Raw genomic sequence first — 19,753 nt, 5'->3', positions numbered from 1 at the left:
GCGGGCCGGGCGGGGCCGCGTCCTTGCGGCGGGGTACCTATGCCGCTCGGCTCTTGAGGTATGCAATCCGGCTGCGCTGCTGCTCACCCCGAATCCATCGCGTTTGCTCATGGGTCGGCTGAACTGGCGGGCTATCCTTCCATCGCCACTCGGGTTTTACCTTGAACTTGGCGACGAACAGATGATATGCGCGACTGTCGGCCGTCTCGGGTTTACCGTGGTTCTGTGTATGCCAGCGCATTGCACAATACCAATTGAGCTTATCGGCGCGGTCGTCTGCATCCCGATTGCCGAATGCCACAAGCTCACCGTCCGTCGTCTGCACCGTCGATGCACGGCGGGGCCTATCGATGCCGCAGCTTGGGCAGGTGAATTGCCCCGGCTCCATGATTGCACCGCACTCGGAACAGGCTACAAACTTCGGCTTTTCCTTGGCCTTTCGAGTGCCCCGTTCATCGCCTTTTCCGTCGTCAAGGTCGGGAACCTGGAAATGAATAGGCAAGCCATGCTTTAGCGTATTGGCGGCATGATCCAGGATAATGCAATCGGTCTTACCCGGTGCCGTGCGAATGCCCCGCCCCATTTGCTGCATGTGCAGTGATTCGCTTAGGGTGGGCCGGGCCAGAATAAGACAAGCTGCGTCCGGTACATCAAAGCCAATACCCAACACGTTGACGCTACATAGGATTTTTATTGAACCATCACGGAAGCCGGCGATTATCCGCTTGCGTTCATCGCGCTTTGTATGGGCGTCGATATGCGCTACCTTAGCCCCTTCGGCTTCAAAGTCTGCGGCAATTGCTTTCGAGTGCGCAATATTGACCGCAAAGCAAAGAGTCGGGCGATTCTCCGCTTTCGCTTTCCATGTCGCAATGATATCGCCGACCAACTCTTTACGGTTCATCGCATCGCCTAATGCTGATTCCGTATAATCAAAGCCGTGCGTCGTGGTGCCGGCCGATACATCTGCCAGGATCGCGCTAATGTGATCGGCGCCGGGGGCGAATGCGTTAACCGGAACCAAGAAGCCTTTGTCGGTCAATTCCCGCACCGATGGGCCGCGCACCAGGTTGGTGAAGTATTTGCCCAGTCCCTTGCGCAAAGGGGTAGCGGATAGACCGATGAACGGGAGCGCGTTCCAATCATTCATTAGCTTCTTATGCGCGGTGTGTAGGATATGGCACTCGTCAATGATGATTAGCTGCACCCAATCCGGTGCGCTTCGGCTCGCAATCGTCTGAATGGATGCAACGATAATATCATCCTCGGCTGAGTAGTTGGTGAACTCGCCCTGCAAGGTGCCGACTCGCAAGCCCATATCATGAAATGTCCGGGCCGCTTGGCTCACCAATTCAATACGGTCAACGATGAACAAGACGCGCTTGCTCTTGGCTACTGCGACTTTGGCGATATGTGAGGCGACCACGGTCTTGCCGCCTCCAGTCGCCAATCCTAAGACCTGTCGTTTGTGTCCCTGTCGGAATCCCTCGCGCAGTTCGTCAATGCAGGTCGCTTGGTGCGGATAAAGCTCAAGCATGGGCCGCCTCCCGGATGAACTCGCCAGAGCAATAGGCGCCGGCATCGCCCCAGAGTGCCATCACGTCGCGGATGGTCCGGCCGGTGCAGTGCGAATGCGAGCAATGGAACCCTGGCCAACCTCCATCAGACTCGAAAACGATGGTGTCGCTCCCTGACCGCGGGCTTGCGCTCGTGTGCTCGGCACCCCATGGGCAGCGCACCCCATGCTTGATGCCAGACAGGGCGCCGACGTGTGCCCCGTGCGCCTCGAACCAGCGCACCACGTCTAGGCTGGCGTAATCCCCCCGGCCTGATACCGCGGGCGCGTCTGCGGGCCGCCTATCGCGTGTGGGGGGCATTGCCGCCGCGGTCTGGCGCGCGAAGTGGTCAGCGAGTGCTGCGACTTGGCGCGGGTGGACTTGCCGCCAGTCGGCCGGAAGGTTGATCCAGCTTTTCCGATGGGGACGCTCGGGAGTGTCGGAGCCCTTGCGCTTGACGCTGCCATAGAGGGCGCACAGCCGGGCCGGATTTCTCACCGAGCGGTCGAACTGCACTACGTCGTCGCTGAACTCCAGGTGCAACCCCTGGTAGATCGCGGCCAACTGCGCCTTGACCTCGGGAGTGTTCGGGAGGGCGGTCCTGAATTGCAGGTGGTACCCGTTGCCGCTCATGGCGACCGCGGGCGCGGGCCAGCCGACCGCGGCCAGTCGTCGGGCCAGACCGTGCGCTCTGGCCTCCGCTCCGGCGAGATCGGCAATCGTGCTGCTCGTGTCGGTCGGTCGCTCGGGGTCGAAGTCGAAGAACAGCCGGCAGTAGCGCGTAACCGCTGCGTCGGGGGTGCGGCAGACTTTGTTCAAGACTACCCGCCGTTCTGCCTCCAAGTGAGCCTTGATCGCGTTCAGGTCGATCCGGTTGATCGTGGTGAACAGATTGCCGCTCCCGGCCATGGTCCGCGCGTCGTGTAGCAGGTGGTCGGCGTTGTCGTACCAGCCGACATCGAGCTTGCCGTGGTCCATCTGGCACAGTTCGACCAACCCGGCATCACGAATCAGCCAATCGAGATATTCCCTTGTCGTGCTCATGCGACAACCCCCCCACGGCGCTTGTCGGCCGATGGGGATAACTGCCCGTCGGTTTTGTCGGGGTCGGCGCCGGGGTCGGTTGGGCGTCCATTCGGGGGATCGGGAGGGTAGTAGGAACGGGTAGAAGTATTATCCCCTACCGAAGCCCCTACCGAAGCCCCTTGGGTAGCCCCTACCGAAGCCCCTTGGGTAGCCCCTACCGAAGCCCCTACCGAAGCCCCTTCGGCGGCGTCGTGGAATACCGGCCAGCGTCCCAAGAACAGCTCACGCAGGGGGGTTGCCGGGAGCGCATGAAGATGACGGCGAGCCTCGATTATCCGCAGGTTTTCGGGTCCGGCTTTCTTCCAGGGAAAGCGGTATTGCTCAGCGCAGACCGCGTGAACAAGTACCACATCGGCCGACCGATCCCAGAGGATCAGACCAACCTGCTCCAGGTCCTCAAGTACCGACGCGACCGTCTCGCGATCCTCCCGGACCATTTCGGCGATGGCCGACACGAGGATGAAAAACAGCCCGGTGGCGTGCGACTCGGGGCCGCCCTCAAGATAGGCGTACACCTTGAAATGCGCGTCGCTGAGCTTGAGTGCCTGCCGAAACTCCCGGGTCCACTTGACTGGGGCGGTGTAGTGGTCCTTACGCATGGTCCGCCCCCTGCTCGACCGTCAGACGATACCGCTCTAGGGCCTGCTCCAGATGCTCTACCAGCGTTGCGCAGTCCTCTGGTAGCAGTGCGCCCGAAAACCGCTCCAGAGCGACCAAGGCCACCTGGACGGCGTGCGCCGCGTGCATCGCATCCTTGGCGGTCGGCGCCTTGGACTTCGGCGCGGCGGCCGGGGCCGGAGCCTTGGCGGCTGGCGCGGATCGGGACCTACCGTCTTTGCCGATCCGCTTGTCTGGCGTCGCAGCGGGCTTGTCGGCCGGGGGCACAGGTACCGGTGTCTCTGGACCGGCAGGCGCAGCGGCGCGCATTGGGGAGGCATCGGGGCAACTGGTAGCCGTTACCAGTTGGGGGCGGTCGTGATCGGCCGAAGCGGTCGCCACCAACTGCGGAGTTCCGCAGTTGAGTATGTCGCGCCGAACCGATGCAACGGTCTTGTCCGACACTTTGACCTGAGCGGCAATCGCGCGGTCCGACCACTGCGACCATTCAGGGTCCTGCAACAGCGTCTCGACCGCCTTGCGCTTGTCGGCGTTCGAGCGGCGCAGCCCATGGGCGGCGTTGGCCCCAACCGCGAACAAGAGCGCGTCGCGGCGAGTGCCTTGCTGCAGTCGCACCGGGATATCCTCAATCCCAGCGGTGCGACACGCGGCGACCCGATGAAACCCATCGGCTACGATCCGCTTGCCGTCGGCGTCGAAGAACACGTCGATGGGTGCCCGGCCGATCCAGTCGTGGATATCGGCGGCGTACTCAGCCACGAGGGCATCATTGATGCTGACTCGCTGCTGAATCTCGGGGTCAACGATCAGGACCGATATCGGCAACCGGATCGGCGCCGGAGTGGGCGCTGCACCGGGGCCGGGGGTGATCGGCGCAGGAGTCGCAGGGGGCGGCGCATCGGAGCTTTCCGCCAACTCTTGGAGCTTGGCGAGCGCATCCGAACCGAGCCCGTACCGTCCCGTCTTAGCTGAGGACAGTTGCCCCCCACTGATACCAAGCCGCGCGGCCAGCGCGCCTTGATTTAGGCCGGTTGCAGTCTTGGCGGTCTCAATCAGCGTGGCAATGTCGCCAGCGGGTTCTATTGCGGTATCATCGCTTGGTCGGTTGCTCGCCGATACTCCCTCTGGCCCTGTTCCGGTGTTGCGACCGGGCAGGGCCTCGTCATATCCGGCGTCTGGATTCTGGGCATGATCGCCCGGTGCTTGGGTGGCTCTCATGATTAAGCCGCCCGCTGGCCTTGCGCGTCGATCCAAGACCGGAACCCAGTTTCATCAATCAGGATTTTCGAGCCGATGCGTCGGACGTGCGGGGCCAAGCCGTTCTGATCGGCAAAGCGGACGTAGTGCCGCAGCGCATGGACGGTAAAAGTCTGCACCTTCGACCCGCCGTTGAGCGCGTCGGCCAGGGCGGCGACGCTGCGCCAAATGGGGGCGTGGCTGGTGGTGGTCGGTGCAGCCGCGGGGGCTTTGATGGCGTGGGCCATGTGTCGCTACCTCATCGGTTTGCCTGCGCGGATTCGCGTCAGTGCATGATGAGTAGCGTAGAGACGGGTAGCGATTAAGTCTAAGGACCCGAAAACGTTGCAAACGGGTCGATTTCCTACCCTTGGCGGTGCCTGGCGCTATCGTAAAGCTTTCCCTCTGCCGAAAGGTCTTTGATTGTGTCTCCGATTGACGAATTGGACACGCCTTCATCGATTCCGCATAGAGACGCCACAGACTCCAGGAACTCCACCAACCCCCCACGGTAGCGGCCTTCGATTTCATCCCATGTGTATCTGTCCTTGCTCCCGGTGCCTTGCGTATAGGTATGTTGAAGGTGCAGGACCCAACTTTGTATCCCTAGCTCTCTTTTCCGTCCACGCTTGGGTGGATGCTGCGCCAATTCAGCCGCTCGTTTCCTTGCTGCGTCCCGTAGCGCAAACAGAGGGCGCCTAATGCCAATTGGCTCTATGTCCGGGAAGTCCACGCGGTTAGGTCCCAGCTCCCTCAGAAGATCGTCAACTGCCTTGCTCAAGCGCTCCAGGCGTGTTTTTTCTTGCCTTGCGGTTGCGGGGGGCTCATAACTGAAAAAGAAAATTGCCGCCTGCTCGATGTTCGAGCGCAGGTAACCGACCTGATAACCCGGATGGAATCCAAAACGTTCCTTCAACTCCTCGATCTCGGAATCTGGTAAATCTGCAACGCGCGCGGTAGCCTGCGCGAGTGCCCGCCCTCGATCCATCCTATCTCGTCGGGATTTCCACCCAGGCGGGTGAGAGTCATCCTCAGCCATTGCCGAGCCTCGCGTCCAGGTTGGTGGTGGTCAGGGCCTCGGGGGGGTCGCGCACCCCCGGGGCCGGTTTCTGTGCCTTCCGTTGCGCCCGGAACGGGGCTAGCCGTCTTGCGAGAACAGGTCGGCCGTCCCCCGTTGCGGGGCCGCCGCGTAGACTTTGAACCATCCCTGTGCGTCCTCTTTGGGCAGAACCTCACCGAGCGCCTTGCGAAACTCCGGATCGCCGGTGGACTCCCAGGACACATCTTTGAACACCAGCTTCACCGATGGCTCGATGACCCGCATTCCTTGAATGCCCTCGCGGATCATCGTCTCGACCGCATCGCGCTTCATCTGCGGCGCTGCGGAATTGGGTTTGGCCGCCATGCGGGCCATGATCAGCCCCGTGATCTCCGCTACCAGGGTTTTTTCGTCCTTCTCGATCTCCTTGCGGAAGCCTTTGACCCACGCTTGAAGGACCTTCTGGAAAGCGGCAACTTCGGCCTCGAATGCGGGCTTGTCCGCGCGCCGGATCAACAGTCCAAAGCTGCGCATCCGTCGCAGGTAGCGCTTGAGGATGTCATCCCAGTCCTGCCTGATCTCGGCCTGAGTGCGCAAATCCATGATGGGCTTTCCGGCTGCGTCGAATGCCAATTGACCCCGCACCATCGCCTGAACCTCTACTGCAACGTCGGCCTGTTTTGAGAACGGTCGAATCTTGGTGTCGAACAGTTCCTTGAGGCCCTCGGGAACGTCCGCGTTCAGCAACAGGCTGGACACCTTGGTCTCTCGTTCTGTCCACTGGGCGCCGCGCAGGGTGCACTCCACGAACTGAATCTTGGTGGAGAAGACCCGGGCAATCTTGGACAGATCGACCGGGGCCGGCGGATTTGCCGCGAGTGCCTTCACGGTCACTGCAACCTGTTCCGCATTGAGCGTTTCACGGCCGATATCTGCCCCGGTCAGTACGGCGTTAGAGTCATCCGACCCCACGGCCTGATTGAGTTGCGCCGACACATCCGCTGTGCGGTCGAGTCGAATGCCGTTCGGCTCACTGGCGGCCCGATCGCCTTCGACGGCCTTGGGTGTCGGCGCCCACAACAGGATGTTGTCGTCTGCGATCAGTACGCCGATGCGCAGACCCCGTTGGGAACGCAATGTGATGTTCGGCCGCTCCACCAGGGTGCGCAGCAGTTCGATGCCCTTCGGATCGCCGTAGCCGACCCGGTAGGCGTCTTCGTCGGGGTCAAGAATCACGACAACCTTGGGCTGGTCCGGCGTCGCGGTCAGGGCGTCGATTGCCTGGGCGACGATTTCGGAGATGCCAGGGGTAACCAGGACCACGCGGGATTTGGCTCGCGCGATCGTGGCGGCAAGACTCTCATCCGTTACGGCCGTGAAGGTTTGCATTCTTGGTGCCTATGCAATTTGCCGGTGATGTGCAGGATCGACACGGAATCAGGCCCCAACCGGCCGGTTCGCCAAATAGTCACACAGCCGATTCAGCAACCGCCGATGCCGTTCAGGGTCCAAGGCGCCGATGCTCCCCAGCAGCTTGGCCTCTGGTGCTACCGCCAGGAACCCGAGACGGATCAGCGAGGGCGCCTTGAGTCCGCTGGCGTTGAAGTCCACATGCCCCGGGCGGATCGGGTCATCGAACCCGGCGATCTCCTGCCGAAGCTGGGTACTGACGCCACACAGCAGCCAGTCCCCGAAGCCCGGCAGACGGCGCAGGGCAACGGCCGGGCGGTTCTTCAGGCGTCCGTCGGCTTGCGGCAGCGGGGCCAACACCACGTCACCCTCATTCATTGGTGCCTCACATCGGCCGGGCCATAGTCCGGTTCATCATCGCCATAGGCCCCCGCCAAGCCGGACAGCGACAACCTCGACCACAAGGTGCGCTCGTCGTCTTGCGTCGGCTCCACCAGAGTGACCAGCAAGCGGGCATTGGACGGAATTTGGTAGGGCTCATCCAGAAGGATCGACCGCCCATCGAAGTGGGCCTTGAGTGTGACGCTGGGCATGTCTTGATCTCGGGGTGGGGGTTGGGTGATGCGGAACGCGGGCGGGACTTGGGCGCGGCGCTACCGGCTTCCCAAGAGTTTGTCGGCCGTGCCGCGAACAAGGGCATGGCTCGCCTGCTCGGTCAGGTGGGCATAGCGGCTGGTGGTCTGCGCGCACTTGTGCCCGAGTACCGCGCCGATCTCCAGCAGGCTCGCGCCGTTCGCGGCCATGAAGGAGGCGGCTGAGTGCCGCAGGTCGTGCCACACAAAGCCCTCGATCCCGGCCCGCACCAAGGCGTTCTCGAACGGCTTGCGCAGTTGTACCGGGTGGTTGAGGCTCACCCGACTGGGGAACACCAGACCTGAACCCGTCAGGTCGGCGACCTTGCCTTGGCGGTAAGCGGTCAGTCGGTCGGCCAGCAGGGGGCGGACCTGGGAGACGATCGGCAGGCTACGAATCCCGCCCTTGGTGCTGGTCTCGTTGTCTACCCGGAGATGCAGGACACCCGCGGTCAGGTCTACATCCTTCCAGCGCAGCCCAAGGATTTCGCCTTGCCGGGCGCCAGTCGTCACCGCCAGCAGGACCGCCAACAGCAGGTCGGGACTGCGCGACTCCTTGCAGGCGGTCAACAGCCGGTGCAATTCATCCTCGCTCAAGAACCGCGAACGGGCGTTGCTGACGCTCGGCTTGCTGACTTGCCGCATGGGGGTATCAGCCAGCCAGTGCCATTGCTTCTGACACGCGGAGAGGACCGCGGCGAGGGTGGCGAGGTATCTGCGCACGGTGGCGGGGGTCCGGCAGGTGGGGGCCGACTCAGGCGTCTTGCCCTGCATCGGCACCGTTGCCAGGTCGTCACGGCAAGCCGCGATCTTGGCGGCGGTCAGGTCGGACAGGCGCAGTTGGCCAAGCGCGTTGTCCCAGTAAGCCAGATGCCGTGTGTAGTTCGGGATCGTGCTCGCGTTGTGCTCGGGTAGGATTTCCCGGCGGTAGCGGTCAATCGCCTCGGTGAGGGTGTGCTTCTGGGCCACACTGACCAAGCCGGCGTCGTCTTGCTCGATGCCCGACTCGACCTTGCGCGCCCACCGTTCGGCGGCGTTGCGGGTCTTGAAGGTCCGGGAGGTTTCGCCCTCGGCGCCGTGGCGGCGAATCCGGGCCTTGTAGACAGTCCCGTCGGGACGCTGTAACTTCGTGATCGTTGCCATGTGCTGTTGCCTCAGCCGGTGGTGACCGAAGCCCCGTTGGGTTGCCTCCCTTCGGGGTTTCACTTGCGCCCCCGTTCGCGTGGTTGCGCATGGCCTAAGCATAGCGTATTTTTACAGTGTGGTGGTACCTCAGTTGGTACTTTGGCCGATAAATATCCCCGTAAGCTGCGCAGTGGTTGAGGGGGCATCGGACTCATAATCCCTTGGTCCAAAATTCAAATCCTTGACGGCCCACCAATTTTTCACAAGTTGCCCGTTCGTGGCGCACTTGGGGCGCACTCAAGGGCAACACTCCACCACAAGGCGCGCCCAGCTTGACAGACCGCCAGGGCCGATCAGGTGCGACTCTTGATCCTCGCGCGTCATGTGTGGGGGGCGGGAGAGACGGAAGACGCCGGCCCTTGAAACTTTCTTCGCCTGTACTTAACTTATGAGTTAAGATTTTGCGCCTAAGGATCTTGGAGCATGTAAATCGACGGATTGTCGCCTGCGTCTTGGGCGATGACTGTGTGCTGACGTTCTTGCAGGAGCAGCCAGCCAACATGGCGGCTAGCGCAAAGGGCTTCAAAGCGCTGTTCCGGCGGTACGCAGAACATGGGCGCCAAGGCTTGACGGAAGACCAGTTCCACCTGGCAAACCGCGAAGAGAGCATTTGGGAATTTCGCAAGGGCGCCTTGCGTGTGTTCTGCTTCATGGACAACGAAGAACACCTGACGGTTCTGACACACGGCACCGTCAAGAAGTCCCAGAAGGTGAAACCCGCCGAGGTAACCGCGGCGGTCGCTGCGAAAAACCGCTATCTGACCGCAAAGAAGGTCGGACAAATCAACGTTATGGAGAAGGACAATGAGTGAGATGGCCGCCCTTAAGTGGTATCGTGATCTCGCCGACGATACCGACTATCTGACCGAAGACGCTAAGATCGGGTTTGCCGTGTGCGTTGAGCAGCGCATGAAACAGCAAGGCATATCCAAGACCGACCTTGCGCACAGGCTAGGGACCAGTCAAGCCTATGTCACCAAAATTCTGCGCGGCGACAGCAACCTGACAATCAAGAGCATGGTCGAACTTGCCGCCGCGGTAGACGGGACGCTCCATTTACACCTTACGCCGCGATACGCGCGCGTGCAGTGGTTAGGTATCGTGCGGAACGAGCCGGAGCCAATTGCCGCTGCCGCGTCGGTTTGGGCGAGCCATGCCACTAAGGGGGCGCATGGGTACCTTCCCGTTGCGGCTTGACCGCTATTTCTTCACGGAAACTGTGGTCAGGGCAAACCCCGGCCACGCCCCGACCGGCCCGCGCGACGGCAGTCTGATCGTGCCATCGCTGTCGTGCTCGCCGATCGAAGGCAGGGAGGACGCTTTCGCCCTGGAATTGACTGTCACGCTTGACGAATCCAAAAGCGAAAACCCACCTTACTTCTTTTCGATCAATGCCTTTGCTATCTTGGTTGCCGCCCCTGATCTGCCCTGCGAGGCAGCGCTCCCAATGGCGCAAACAACCGGGTTTAACATGCTGGTAGGGGCGATCCGCGAACACCTTGCTAGCATCACGGCCCGCGGGCCATGGGGTCCTTTTTTGTTCGGGCCGATGACTTACCAGCAAACCGCTGCCCTTAACCAGATTCCGGCTTCGGAAGATTCGCCTGACTGCTGACCCTTAGACTCCACCCAAGCGACAGCCCCGACCGGGTTCCGCGATCCCAGCGATACCCGAGACATCCGAGATACCCGCCCCAAGACTGGCAACCCGGCCCGGTTTTGACCCCCTTTTTTTCTCAACTGCGCCGTGAGTGCGCCACGGACCCGTGGCGCAATCTTTTAAGCCTTTTAATACATGCACTTTAGGTAACACAAACTATGATGGTTAATCCCTTGGTACCGGGTAACAATGCTAGCAGCCTGTCGGACTTTCGGGGCGATCCCGCTGATCGGGTCAATCGGTGATCGATTCTGGTGGTCCTAAGGGAAATTTGGGGCTTCCGCGCGCAGATCGAACGTCTCAAATTTAGCGTGTGAAGGGCCTCCGCGAGTCCGGGAGGCTCCTAGCCTTGAATTATCTGTCATGCGCCTTGATTGTTCACTCTTCGGGGGTAACATTGCCCCACGCTTTTTTCGAGCATAAGCTGCGCCGAATTTCCTCTAAAATTTGCCGTTTTGGTTGAGTCATTTCTGGTAATAATCGGGCTTAACATTAAGATAATCCCTTTACGCCGTGTTTTGGACAGGAAGTGGCACTCACACCTGAAATCTTTGGTTCGACGATCGTCGCCCGCGGCGCCTTCAACCCAGCAATATTCTCCCCCGACTGGCTGGAGAATAACGGGCTTTTAGGCGCTGAGGATTCGTCTGCGGCTCGTCAGGCGCCATCAATGATGGTTTCTCACCAGATATCGGTGTTTGAAACGGATTGGTTTACGATACAGGTTCTGGAGAATCAGTTTGTACTTCAAAGTAAGGGCGCCCTGTCTCCAGCTTTCACTGATCTGGCGGCAGGTACATTGACGCTATTGCCCCATACGCCCATAACCGCCATTGGATTAAATTACGTAGGGCACTACCGGCTTCAAACCGAGAATGACTATCACCGCGTCGGCGATGTGCTGGCCCCCAAGACCATTTGGAATGAACTCTACCCGGACGAGAACAGTTCTGCTGGACTTAGTAATTTAACAATTCTGATTCGGCAGACGAAACGTGGAAAGCTGCCTCAGACAGGCGACGCGAAGGCCATAACCGTTCAGCCATCTGAGCGCATCAAGTTTGGCGTGCTTATGTCATATAACGACCACCATGAAGTTAGTGCTAATGAAAGCAATAATCAGACATCCGCAGAGCGCGCTGTAGAGATCGTTACCCTAGACTGGGAGTCATCATGGAAGGATGCTTTACGTGTCTTTGATGGAGTGATATCCAAAGCGCTTGCGAGTCCAGAGGAGTAGTAAGTGAACACTCTAACGCAGTTTCCTCTGACTACGAATGAGGCGAACAGGGGGACTGCCCCCATACCGCTCCACCGCCGGGGCAAGTCTTTTCGGCGCTTCGATGCGGCGCGTGGTCAAGTAACGACCACTGATTTCGATCTTTACCTCACGGAAAAGCAGACGCCACACGCGCTGCTAGCAAGAACTGACGTACCGGATAAACCCATCTCCGCTCCTTCGGTAATTGCCGCAAAGCAACTTACCGCCTCCTTGGATTCTACTGTAATTCAATTATGGGAAGGAAGGGTCATCCGTGTGCGTCTCCATGAGGGGGTCATGGACGTTTTGCTAAATGCAAAGATCGGTAGCTTGCCAGCCCATACCGGTGAAATTGAATTGCAGTGGGTGCATGAGCAGGATCGGGAACTTGTTGTTCCAGGAGCAATATTTTATCTAACTCTTTATAGGAAGACAAAAAGCGGAAGCATCGAAAACGCGCAAGAATTGCGGTTCCGTCGGCTGCCTTCTTGGAGCAGACAGCAAGTTCGGCAAATTGAGTGCGAGGCTCAGTTGATGCTTTCGAAAATGAAGGGACGACCACTCGCCGAATGACGGACTATGGGAAGGGGCCTGCCGTCAACGAGGTAGAGGTCACGCTCTTCGGCCCAGGCTTTGGGGAGGCAGTCGCCATCCACGTTGGTGAAAATAACTGGATGCTGGTTGATTCTTGTATTGATGCTGACCATTCATGCGCGCCAGCGTCTGCCGCTTACCTTGAGGCTCTGGGTGTATCCCCGCATCACGTTCGCGCCATCGTAGCTTCGCATTGGCACGATGATCATGTTCGAGGTATTTCCCAACTCGCAGCGCGATACCCGCTAGCGGATTTTATTATTTCATCCGTTTTTAACGACAAAGAAGCTACGTCGTTTCTGGCCGCCTATAGCGGCAGCGTTGCTCCGGGACAGGCTCGCGGCACTACCGAGCTTTACCAAGTCATTCAGCAGCGTGAAAATGTTTTTTATGTGCATCAGCGCTCAATTATTCTTGAGGTGCCGATGTTGGGCAGAACGATTAGGGCGACCGCGTTGTCACCCGTACAAGCCGCCCATAGTCAATTTATTGCGCATATGGCGCATTATTTGCCGCGGAAAAGTGGTGGAACTCCGATTAGCCATGCGCCGGAACTTGATCCAAATATCGAAGCAATAGCCACTCATATTGATCTTGGCGATGATGCGATTTTACTCGGCTCAGATCTTGAGGAGCACGATGCTTTAGGGTGGTCGGCAGTGGTTGCTGATAAATGGTGTAGTAATCGAAAACAGGCCACTGCATACAAGGTTTCTCATCATGGCTCCTATACCGGAGATATGGAGAGGATCTGGACGACGCTTTTGCAGCCTTTGCCAATTGCTGCCCTTACTCCTTTTAACCTCGGGCGACATAAACTTCCGACGGATGATGACAAAGCGAGAATTCGGAACTGCACACCCCACGGATATATTAGTTCCGGTGTAACTCGCAAGCCGAAAATGAATAGCACTCAGGTGAAGCGACTTGCAGACCGCTGTAAGAATCTCAGCCAAATTAACCCCGGCTTCGGTACTATACGGCTACGCAAGCCATTTGGAGGGGCGCATTGGAATGTCGAGTGCTTTGCTAATGCACAGCGACTCTGATTCGCTCAAGCAAATCTTGCCTGGCATGCGACGGAACCTGGAAACACGATTTCTCTGGCCGTCATCCAGAGCAAACACATGCCACAGACCCTTGTGCTGGCTTGCTGGGTGTTCCCGATGCGCCGCATTACAATTCGTGGCGTTCACGGCTCGCTCGTGCAGCAGGTCCGTGAGGAACTCCGGGGCCAAGTCCGCGCTGCCGTCCTGCGCCAGTGCCATAACCGGGGGGTGGTCAGCACTGGCGAACCGCGCCGGGTCCTTAAGCGGGCAGGGTCAGGTCTTCCAATCATACATCCTCCATTGTCTCATCGCTGTTGGATTGCAAGACCTGACCCCTCGTCGCTCGTGACCCCTCGTCGCTCGTCGCTTAAGGTGGAACCCCCGACTTCGCTGGAAAAATCATCTCCCTAACTTCCGTGCACGGACATCCGCAGAATGAGACCAAAAAGATCGACACTTTTCTGTAGCGCCCGGAGCTAGAAATGAAGTGGACAGAGGTGCAAGCCGAGCATCCAAATGACTGGCTGGTCGTCGAGGCGATTCAATTCCATGAGGAGGGAGACGTATTCGTCGCCGATGACATGACCGTGGTTGAAAAATGTCCCGATGGCGCCGCCGCCTTTGCCGCCTACCGGCGTCTTCATCGGTCCTATCCCGCCCGGGAGTTTGTGTTCGTACACACTAGTCGCCAAGATTTACGGATCGAGGAGCGGCGCTGGATTGGTATCAGGACAGGCGCATGAAGTTGGTACTCCGCGAAGCTTTGCTGTTTGTGCCGGTGACCTTGGTTTATCGCGGCGTCAGACTTGAGATCGATGATATCTTGGTCGATACCGGTTCGGCCACCACGCTGCTGTCCATTGATTCTGTCGCCCCTCTTGGTATTATGGTTTAAGAATGAATGGGATATTAGGGTTGGATGCATTGCTTCGTGCTGGAGCCGTTCTCGATCTCAAAAATCTGACCATCGAATTTTCAGAGTGAACCGCTGGCCTCACATCGGCCGGGCCATAGTCCGGTTCATCATCGCCATAGGCCCCTGCCAAGCCGGACAGCGACAGCCCCGACCATAAGGTGCGCTCGTCGTCCTGGCCCGGCTCGACCAGGCCCTTGCGGGCGCCCTCAAGGTCCTCCAACCCATTCGCAGACCAAGGCCGCGGAAGCGGGCGGGGCCTGGCCTACCGGTAGAGGACGGCGTCAGTCAGTCCGTCAGGCCGGCCATTGGGCCGACAGCGCTTGGGCCTTCCACCCCTAGTCCGAGCGGCCGAGCTCAACTCTGATAGGTCTTGCCCTCGCATTTGTGGGAGAATCGCGCTTCGCCGTCTGGTGACTGAAATCCACAAGGGTGTCGGAGTCGTATGGCCGTCAACAAGAAGACCCTGAGCGAAGACGACATCAGCGTCAAGTTCATCAATCCGGCCCTGCTCCTGGCCGGCTGGGATGAGATCACCCACATTCGCCGGCAGGTCTACTTCACCAAGGGCCGCATCATCGTGCGCGGCAAGCTGGTGACCCGCGGCAAGGGCAAGCGCGCTGACTACATCCTCTACTACTGCGGCATCCCGATCGCGGTGATCGAGGTCAAGGACAATAGCTACCCCGTGGCCGCCGGAATGCAGCAGGCGCTCGACTACGCGCTCACGCTCGACGTGCCCTTCGTCTTCGCCACCAACGGCGACGCCTTCGTCTTCCACGACCGCACCGGCCAGAGTGCCCGGTTGGAGACCCGGCTCGCCCTGGACGCCTTCCCCAGCCCCTTCAGCCTATGGGCGCAGTACTGCACCTGGAAGGGCCTGGCCCCCGCCCAGCAGGCCATCGTCCTGCAACCCTACTACGACGACGGCAGCGGCAAAGAGCCGCGGTACTACCAGCGCAACGCCGTCAATGCGACGGTCGAGGCCATCGTCAAGGGCCAGGACCGCATCCTGCTGGTGATGGCCACCGGCACCGGCAAGACCTACACCGCCTTCCAGATCATCTGGCGGCTGTGGAAGGCCGGGCGCAAGAAGCGCATTCTCTTCCTCGCCGACCGCAACGTCTTGATCGACCAGACCATGGTCAACGACTTCCGGCCCTTCGGGGCCGCCATGGCGAAGCTCAGCACCTCTGCCCGGACGATCGAACGCGCCGATGGCACGACCTCCGAGCTGACCACGGCCCTGGAGCGCTCCTGCGGCAGCAACGAGCCCCGGCGCATCGACACCGCCTACGAGATCTATCTGGGCCTCTATCAGGCGATCACCGGCCCCGAGGAGCGGCAGAAACTCTTCCGCGAGTTCTCGCCCGGGTTCTTCGATCTCATCGTCATCGACGAGTGCCATCGGGGCAGTGCCGCGGAGGATTCCGCCTGGCGCGAGATCCTCGACTACTTCAGTAGCGCCACCCAGATCGGCCTCACCGCCACGCCCAAGGAGACGGAGTATGTCTCCAACATCCACTACTTCGGTGAACCGCTCTTCTGCTACTCCCTCAAGCAGGGCATCCGCGACGGCTTCCTGGCCCCCTACAAGGTCATCAAGGTGCACCTGGACGTCGATGTGGAGGGGTACCGCCCGACGCCCGACGAGCACGACCTGAACGGCCACCGGATCGACGACCGCCACTACAACCAGAAGGACTTCGACCGGGTCCTGGTCATCGACGAGCGTACCAAGCGCGTCGCCAAGTGGGTCTCGGACTATTTGAAGCAAAGCGGCGACCGTTTCCAGAAGACCATCGTCTTCTGCGTCGACACCGAGCACGCCGCCCGTATGCGTCAGGCCCTGATCAACGAGAACGCCGACCTGGCCCAGCAGAACAACCGGTATGTCATGCGCATCACCGGCAACGACCCCGACGGCCAGGCCCAGCTCGGCAACTTCATCGACCCGGAGTCCAGATATCCGGTGATCGTCACCACCTCGCGCCTGCTCTCCACCGGGGTGGATGCTCAGACCTGTCGCCTGATCGTGCTGGATCGCGAAGCCGGCTCCATGATCGAGTTCAAGCAGATCGTCGGGCGCGGGACGCGGGTACACGAGGACACCAACAAGTATTACTTCACCCTGGTCGATTTCCGCAAGGCTACCAACCACTTCGCCGACCCGGACTTCGACGGCGAGCCGGTGCAAATCTACGAGCCCGGTGAGGGCGATCCCCCGATCCCGCCGGATGATGTGCCGTTGGTCGACGAGGGCGAGGAGCCCATCCCGGTGGAGCCAGGCCCGGACGAGACGATCGTCGATGACCCGCAACCGCCGGACATCGGCCTGCCGCCCGGAGTCGCTGAAGCGCCCGCCAAGTACTACATCAAGGGCCAACCGGTCACGGTCCTCACCGAGCGTGTCGAGTATCTCGACGAAGACGGTAAACTCGTCACCGAGAGCCTGCGCGACTACTCGCGGCGCGCCATCCGCGGCCAGTACGCGAGTCTTGACCAATTTCTGCGGCGCTGGCGCTCCACCGAGCGCAAGGAGGTCATCATCGCGGAACTGGCCGAAGAAGGGCTGCTGCTCGCCCCCCTGTTGGATGAGGTTGGCAAGGACCTGGACCCCTTCGACCTGATCTGTCACATCGCCTTCGACCAGCCCCCGCTCACCCGCCGCGAGCGCGCCGGCAAGCTCAACCAGGGCACGGTCTTCGCCAAGTACGGTCCCCAGGCCCGCGCCGTCCTGGAGACGCTGCTCGCCAAGTACCAGGACGAAGGCATCGTCGCCGGTCTGGACAACGTCCGCGTACTGGAGATTCCGCCCTTCAGCGCCATGGGCACGCCGTTCCAACTCATCAAGCCATTCGGCACCAAGGCCGGCTTCGAGCAAGCCGTGCATGAGCTTCAGGCGGCGCTCTATGAGGATGTGGCATGAATATCAGTCATCATGCTCAGGCGCAGGCGCAGGAAAATGCTGACCCGTCTGACGATAAACACCAAAGAGGTGAAAGATATGCTGAAGAGCTATGAGGCCATCTATGAAAAAGGGCACTTGAATTGGCTCGATGAGCAACCGAATGTCGAGTCGGCCCGGGTTATCGTCACGATTATGTTTGATAACAGTACCAAGACGAGACGCCGTTCTCCTCCCGCATCCCTGGCCGGAAAAGTTGAAATCCTTGGCGACATCCTTTCTCCTCTGGTAGATGAGGAGGATTGGGAATGTCTGAAATAATTGTCCTGGATACCCATGTCTGGCTTTGGTATGTTAACGGCAATACGGGGAAATATCCCGCGGCATGGATCGAACGTATCGCCACGGCTACGCGAGTAGCCGTCTCGCCCGTCTCTTGCTTTGAGATTGCCCTGGCGGAGAGCCGCGGCCGGATCAGCTTGAAGTGTCCGATGACTGAGTGGTTCTCAGATGCATTGGAGCCGGCCGGGGTTGAGCTCTTTTCTTTGACGCCCGCCATAGCGACGCGCGCAGTTCATCTCACCCCGGCCCATCGTGACCCCTTCGATCGAATGATTATCGCTACGGCCTTAGAATATGGCGCCATGCTCGCCAGCGTCGATGGGCTTTTTGTCCACTATCCGGAACTCGGCGGCAGCCTGCTCAAATAAGGTCGATTAATGTCAGCAAGAACGACCGTAAAATCCATCCAGGACATCATGCGCCAGGATGTCGGCGTCGACGGCGACGCCCAGCGCCTCTCCCAGCTCTGCTGGATGTTCTTCCTCAAGATCATCGACGACCAGGACCAGGAACTGGAGGTCATGCGCGACGACTACCGTTCGCCCATCCCCGATCGTCTGCAATGGCGCGCCTGGGCGGCTGACCCGGAAGGCCTGACCGGCGATACGCTGCTCGACTTCATCAACGACGACCTCTTTCCCGCCCTCAAGGGCCTCCCCGCGCTGGGCGCCTATGCCAACCGCGCCCGGGTCGTGCGGGCCGTCTTCGAGGACGCCTACAACTACATGAAGTCGGGCCAGCTCCTGCGCCAGGTGGTCAACAAGATCAGCGGCGTGGACTTCAACGACCTGTCCTCCCGCCGCCATTTCGGCGACATCTACGAGCAACTGCTCAACGACCTGCAAAGCGCCGGCAACGCCGGTGAGTATTACACCCCCCGCGCCGTCACCGGCTTCGTCGTCGATCGCATCGACCCCAAGCCGGGCGAGATTCTCTATGACCCCGCCTGCGGCACCGGCGGCTTCCTCACCTGCTCAATCCGCCACATGCGCGAGCACTATGTGAAACGGCCCGAGGACGAGCAGGCGTTGCAGGCCGGGTTGCGTGCAATGGAGAAGAAGCAACTGCCGCACATGCTCTGCGTCACCAACATGCTGCTGCACGGTATCGAAGACCCGAGCTTCGTGCGCCACGACAACACCCTGGCCCGGCCCTATATCAGCTATGGCCAGGGCGACCGGGTGGACATCATCGTCTCCAATTCCCCGTTCGGCGGCAAAGAGGAGGACGGCATCGAGTCCAACTTCCCGGCCCAGTTCCGTACCAAAGAGACCGCGGACCTGTTCCTGGCACTCTTCATCCGGCTGCTCAAACCCGGCGGTCGCGCCGGCATCGTGTTGCCCGACGGCAGCTTGTTCGGCGAGGGGGTGAAGACCCGGCTCAAGGAACATCTGCTGGAGGAGTGCAACCTGCACACCATCGTGCGTCTGCCCAACAGCGTCTTCAAACCCTACGCCAGCATCGGTACCAACCTGCTCTTCTTCGAGAAGGGCGAGCCGACGCGGGACGTCTGGTTCTACGAGCACCCGATCCCCGCGGGCCAGAAGGCCTACTCCATGACGCGCCCCATTCGGGTCGAGCACTTCCAAGGCTGCGTGGACTGGTGGGGCGGACCCGAACGACAGGGCCGGCAGGAGACCGAGCAGGCCTGGCGGGTCGATATAGACGCGATCAAGGCGCGCGGCTACAACCTGGACTGCAAGAACCCGCACACCGTCGCCGACGACCACGGCGACCCGGAGGAACTGCTGGCCAAGCTGGAGCAGGACGAACAAAGGGCCGCCGAGTTGCGCGACCAACTGAAAGGCATCTTGGCAGAGGCGCTATTAAGATGAGCCTCACGCCAAGCCGCCAAGCACGCCAAGAAATATCTATCTCGGCCCCAGGCTCCGGAAAGGGTAAATGTATTCGGAGCGTGCCTGGCGTAGCCCGGATGAAGCGCAGCGGAATCCGGGGACGAGTTCGCGGGAAACCGGATCACTGGCTTGCCGGAGCATCCTGGATTCCGCTGCGCTCCATCCGGGCTACGGCCACGGCAAGTCGCGGCGTTGAATACTTGCCCAATCGCTCAAGCATGGCAATGCAGTTCTGGCCACCCCCGCGGCCCGTCGCGGCGCGCGACGATTTTCTTTTCTCTCCTCATGACACCGCTCCGGCGGTGTTACGCATGTGTCGGGCGCCCGGCGCCCTGAGGCCCGTTGCCTCGTTCCCACGCTCCAGCGTGGGAATGCAGTCTTGGCCGCTCCAGCGGCCCAAAGCGCCCC

At 60.3% G+C, this 19,753-nt stretch carries 22 protein-coding genes; 12 read left to right on the top strand and 10 right to left on the bottom strand.

Annotation, left to right across the window (positions count from 1 at the left end):
• Positions 1 to 37: 37 nt before the first annotated feature.
• The 10 genes from QZY44_RS11985 to QZY44_RS11940 all read right to left on the bottom strand — a co-directional run bounded on the left by QZY44_RS11985 (position 38) and on the right by QZY44_RS11940 (position 8,720).
• Positions 38 to 1,537 carry a DEAD/DEAH box helicase family protein gene (locus QZY44_RS11985; RefSeq protein ID WP_295446492.1) on the bottom strand — a complete coding sequence of 500 codons (1,500 nt, stop codon included), beginning with the start codon at positions 1,535 to 1,537 and terminating at the stop codon, positions 38 to 40.
• Positions 1,530 to 2,600 (bottom strand): hypothetical protein, encoded by a 1,071-nt coding sequence (locus QZY44_RS11980; RefSeq protein ID WP_295446490.1) that lies wholly within the window; start codon positions 2,598 to 2,600, stop codon positions 1,530 to 1,532. The genes QZY44_RS11985 and QZY44_RS11980 overlap by 8 nt, the downstream gene beginning before the upstream one ends.
• Entirely contained in the window at positions 2,597 to 3,241 is a 645-nt protein-coding gene (locus tag QZY44_RS11975) for a hypothetical protein (protein WP_295446488.1), read from the bottom strand. Before QZY44_RS11975 ends, QZY44_RS11980 begins: the two co-directional genes overlap by 4 nt.
• A complete protein-coding gene (locus tag QZY44_RS11970; RefSeq protein ID WP_295446486.1) occupies positions 3,234 to 4,478 on the bottom strand; it encodes a ParB/RepB/Spo0J family partition protein in 1,245 nt (414 codons plus the stop codon). The genes QZY44_RS11975 and QZY44_RS11970 overlap by 8 nt, the downstream gene beginning before the upstream one ends.
• Positions 4,479 to 4,480: 2 nt before the next feature.
• On the bottom strand, positions 4,481 to 4,744 hold the full coding sequence (locus QZY44_RS11965) for a hypothetical protein (RefSeq protein ID WP_295446485.1): 264 nt from the start codon (positions 4,742 to 4,744) through the stop codon (positions 4,481 to 4,483).
• Between the two features lie 116 nt (positions 4,745 to 4,860).
• Positions 4,861 to 5,412 (bottom strand): hypothetical protein, encoded by a 552-nt coding sequence (locus QZY44_RS11960; protein ID WP_295446483.1) that lies wholly within the window; start codon positions 5,410 to 5,412, stop codon positions 4,861 to 4,863.
• A gap of 222 nt (positions 5,413 to 5,634) precedes the next feature.
• Positions 5,635 to 6,924 (bottom strand): hypothetical protein, encoded by a 1,290-nt coding sequence (locus QZY44_RS11955; protein ID WP_295446482.1) that lies wholly within the window; start codon positions 6,922 to 6,924, stop codon positions 5,635 to 5,637.
• Positions 6,925 to 6,972: 48 nt separating this feature from the next.
• Positions 6,973 to 7,323: a type II toxin-antitoxin system PemK/MazF family toxin gene (locus QZY44_RS11950; RefSeq protein ID WP_295446481.1), complete on the bottom strand. Its 351-nt coding sequence runs from the start codon at positions 7,321 to 7,323 to the stop codon at positions 6,973 to 6,975.
• The gene (locus QZY44_RS11945; protein WP_295446480.1) at positions 7,320 to 7,538 is read right to left on the bottom strand and encodes a hypothetical protein; all 219 of its coding nucleotides are present in this window, start codon (positions 7,536 to 7,538) and stop codon (positions 7,320 to 7,322) included. Before QZY44_RS11945 ends, QZY44_RS11950 begins: the two co-directional genes overlap by 4 nt.
• 60 nt (positions 7,539 to 7,598) lie before the next feature.
• Positions 7,599 to 8,720: a site-specific integrase gene (locus tag QZY44_RS11940; RefSeq protein WP_295446479.1), complete on the bottom strand. Its 1,122-nt coding sequence runs from the start codon at positions 8,718 to 8,720 to the stop codon at positions 7,599 to 7,601.
• A 509-nt stretch (positions 8,721 to 9,229) separates the two neighbouring features.
• On the opposite strand from QZY44_RS11940, the gene QZY44_RS11935 reads away from it, so the two are divergent.
• The 12 genes from QZY44_RS11935 to QZY44_RS11880 all read left to right on the top strand — a co-directional run bounded on the left by QZY44_RS11935 (position 9,230) and on the right by QZY44_RS11880 (position 19,324).
• Positions 9,230 to 9,574 (top strand): type II toxin-antitoxin system RelE/ParE family toxin, encoded by a 345-nt coding sequence (locus QZY44_RS11935; RefSeq protein WP_295446478.1) that lies wholly within the window; start codon positions 9,230 to 9,232, stop codon positions 9,572 to 9,574.
• A complete protein-coding gene (locus QZY44_RS11930; RefSeq protein WP_295446476.1) occupies positions 9,567 to 9,959 on the top strand; it encodes a helix-turn-helix transcriptional regulator in 393 nt (130 codons plus the stop codon). The genes QZY44_RS11935 and QZY44_RS11930 overlap by 8 nt, the downstream gene beginning before the upstream one ends.
• Positions 9,934 to 10,377, top strand: a complete 444-nt coding sequence (locus QZY44_RS11925) for a hypothetical protein (protein WP_295446475.1) — start codon at positions 9,934 to 9,936, stop codon at positions 10,375 to 10,377. The genes QZY44_RS11930 and QZY44_RS11925 overlap by 26 nt, the downstream gene beginning before the upstream one ends.
• Positions 10,378 to 10,951: 574 nt before the next feature.
• Positions 10,952 to 11,662 (top strand): hypothetical protein, encoded by a 711-nt coding sequence (locus QZY44_RS11920; protein WP_295446473.1) that lies wholly within the window; start codon positions 10,952 to 10,954, stop codon positions 11,660 to 11,662.
• 3 nt (positions 11,663 to 11,665) lie between these two features.
• Positions 11,666 to 12,256: a hypothetical protein gene (locus QZY44_RS11915; protein ID WP_295446471.1), complete on the top strand. Its 591-nt coding sequence runs from the start codon at positions 11,666 to 11,668 to the stop codon at positions 12,254 to 12,256.
• The gene (locus QZY44_RS11910) at positions 12,253 to 13,326 is read left to right on the top strand and encodes an MBL fold metallo-hydrolase (RefSeq protein WP_295446469.1); all 1,074 of its coding nucleotides are present in this window, start codon (positions 12,253 to 12,255) and stop codon (positions 13,324 to 13,326) included. The genes QZY44_RS11915 and QZY44_RS11910 overlap by 4 nt, the downstream gene beginning before the upstream one ends.
• A 482-nt stretch (positions 13,327 to 13,808) precedes the next feature.
• The gene (locus QZY44_RS11905) at positions 13,809 to 14,069 is read left to right on the top strand and encodes a hypothetical protein (protein WP_295446467.1); all 261 of its coding nucleotides are present in this window, start codon (positions 13,809 to 13,811) and stop codon (positions 14,067 to 14,069) included.
• Complete coding sequence (locus tag QZY44_RS11900) at positions 14,066 to 14,221, top strand: hypothetical protein (protein ID WP_295446465.1); 156 nt, start codon at positions 14,066 to 14,068, stop codon at positions 14,219 to 14,221. Before QZY44_RS11905 ends, QZY44_RS11900 begins: the two co-directional genes overlap by 4 nt.
• A 463-nt stretch (positions 14,222 to 14,684) precedes the next feature.
• Entirely contained in the window at positions 14,685 to 17,168 is a 2,484-nt protein-coding gene (gene hsdR, locus QZY44_RS11895; protein ID WP_295446463.1) for an EcoAI/FtnUII family type I restriction enzme subunit R, read from the top strand.
• 36 nt (positions 17,169 to 17,204) lie between these two features.
• Positions 17,205 to 17,468: a hypothetical protein gene (locus tag QZY44_RS11890; RefSeq protein ID WP_295446461.1), complete on the top strand. Its 264-nt coding sequence runs from the start codon at positions 17,205 to 17,207 to the stop codon at positions 17,466 to 17,468.
• On the top strand, positions 17,456 to 17,857 hold the full coding sequence (locus QZY44_RS11885; protein WP_295446459.1) for a type II toxin-antitoxin system VapC family toxin: 402 nt from the start codon (positions 17,456 to 17,458) through the stop codon (positions 17,855 to 17,857). Before QZY44_RS11890 ends, QZY44_RS11885 begins: the two co-directional genes overlap by 13 nt.
• A 9-nt stretch (positions 17,858 to 17,866) precedes the next feature.
• Positions 17,867 to 19,324 (top strand): class I SAM-dependent DNA methyltransferase, encoded by a 1,458-nt coding sequence (locus QZY44_RS11880; RefSeq protein ID WP_295446457.1) that lies wholly within the window; start codon positions 17,867 to 17,869, stop codon positions 19,322 to 19,324.
• The last annotated feature ends 429 nt before the right edge of the window (positions 19,325 to 19,753 follow it).

This window comes from uncultured Thiodictyon sp. (assembly GCA_903837595.1).
Classification (GTDB): Bacteria; Pseudomonadota; Gammaproteobacteria; order Chromatiales; family Chromatiaceae; genus Thiodictyon.
This window is presented reverse-complemented; position numbering and strand designations above follow the sequence as displayed.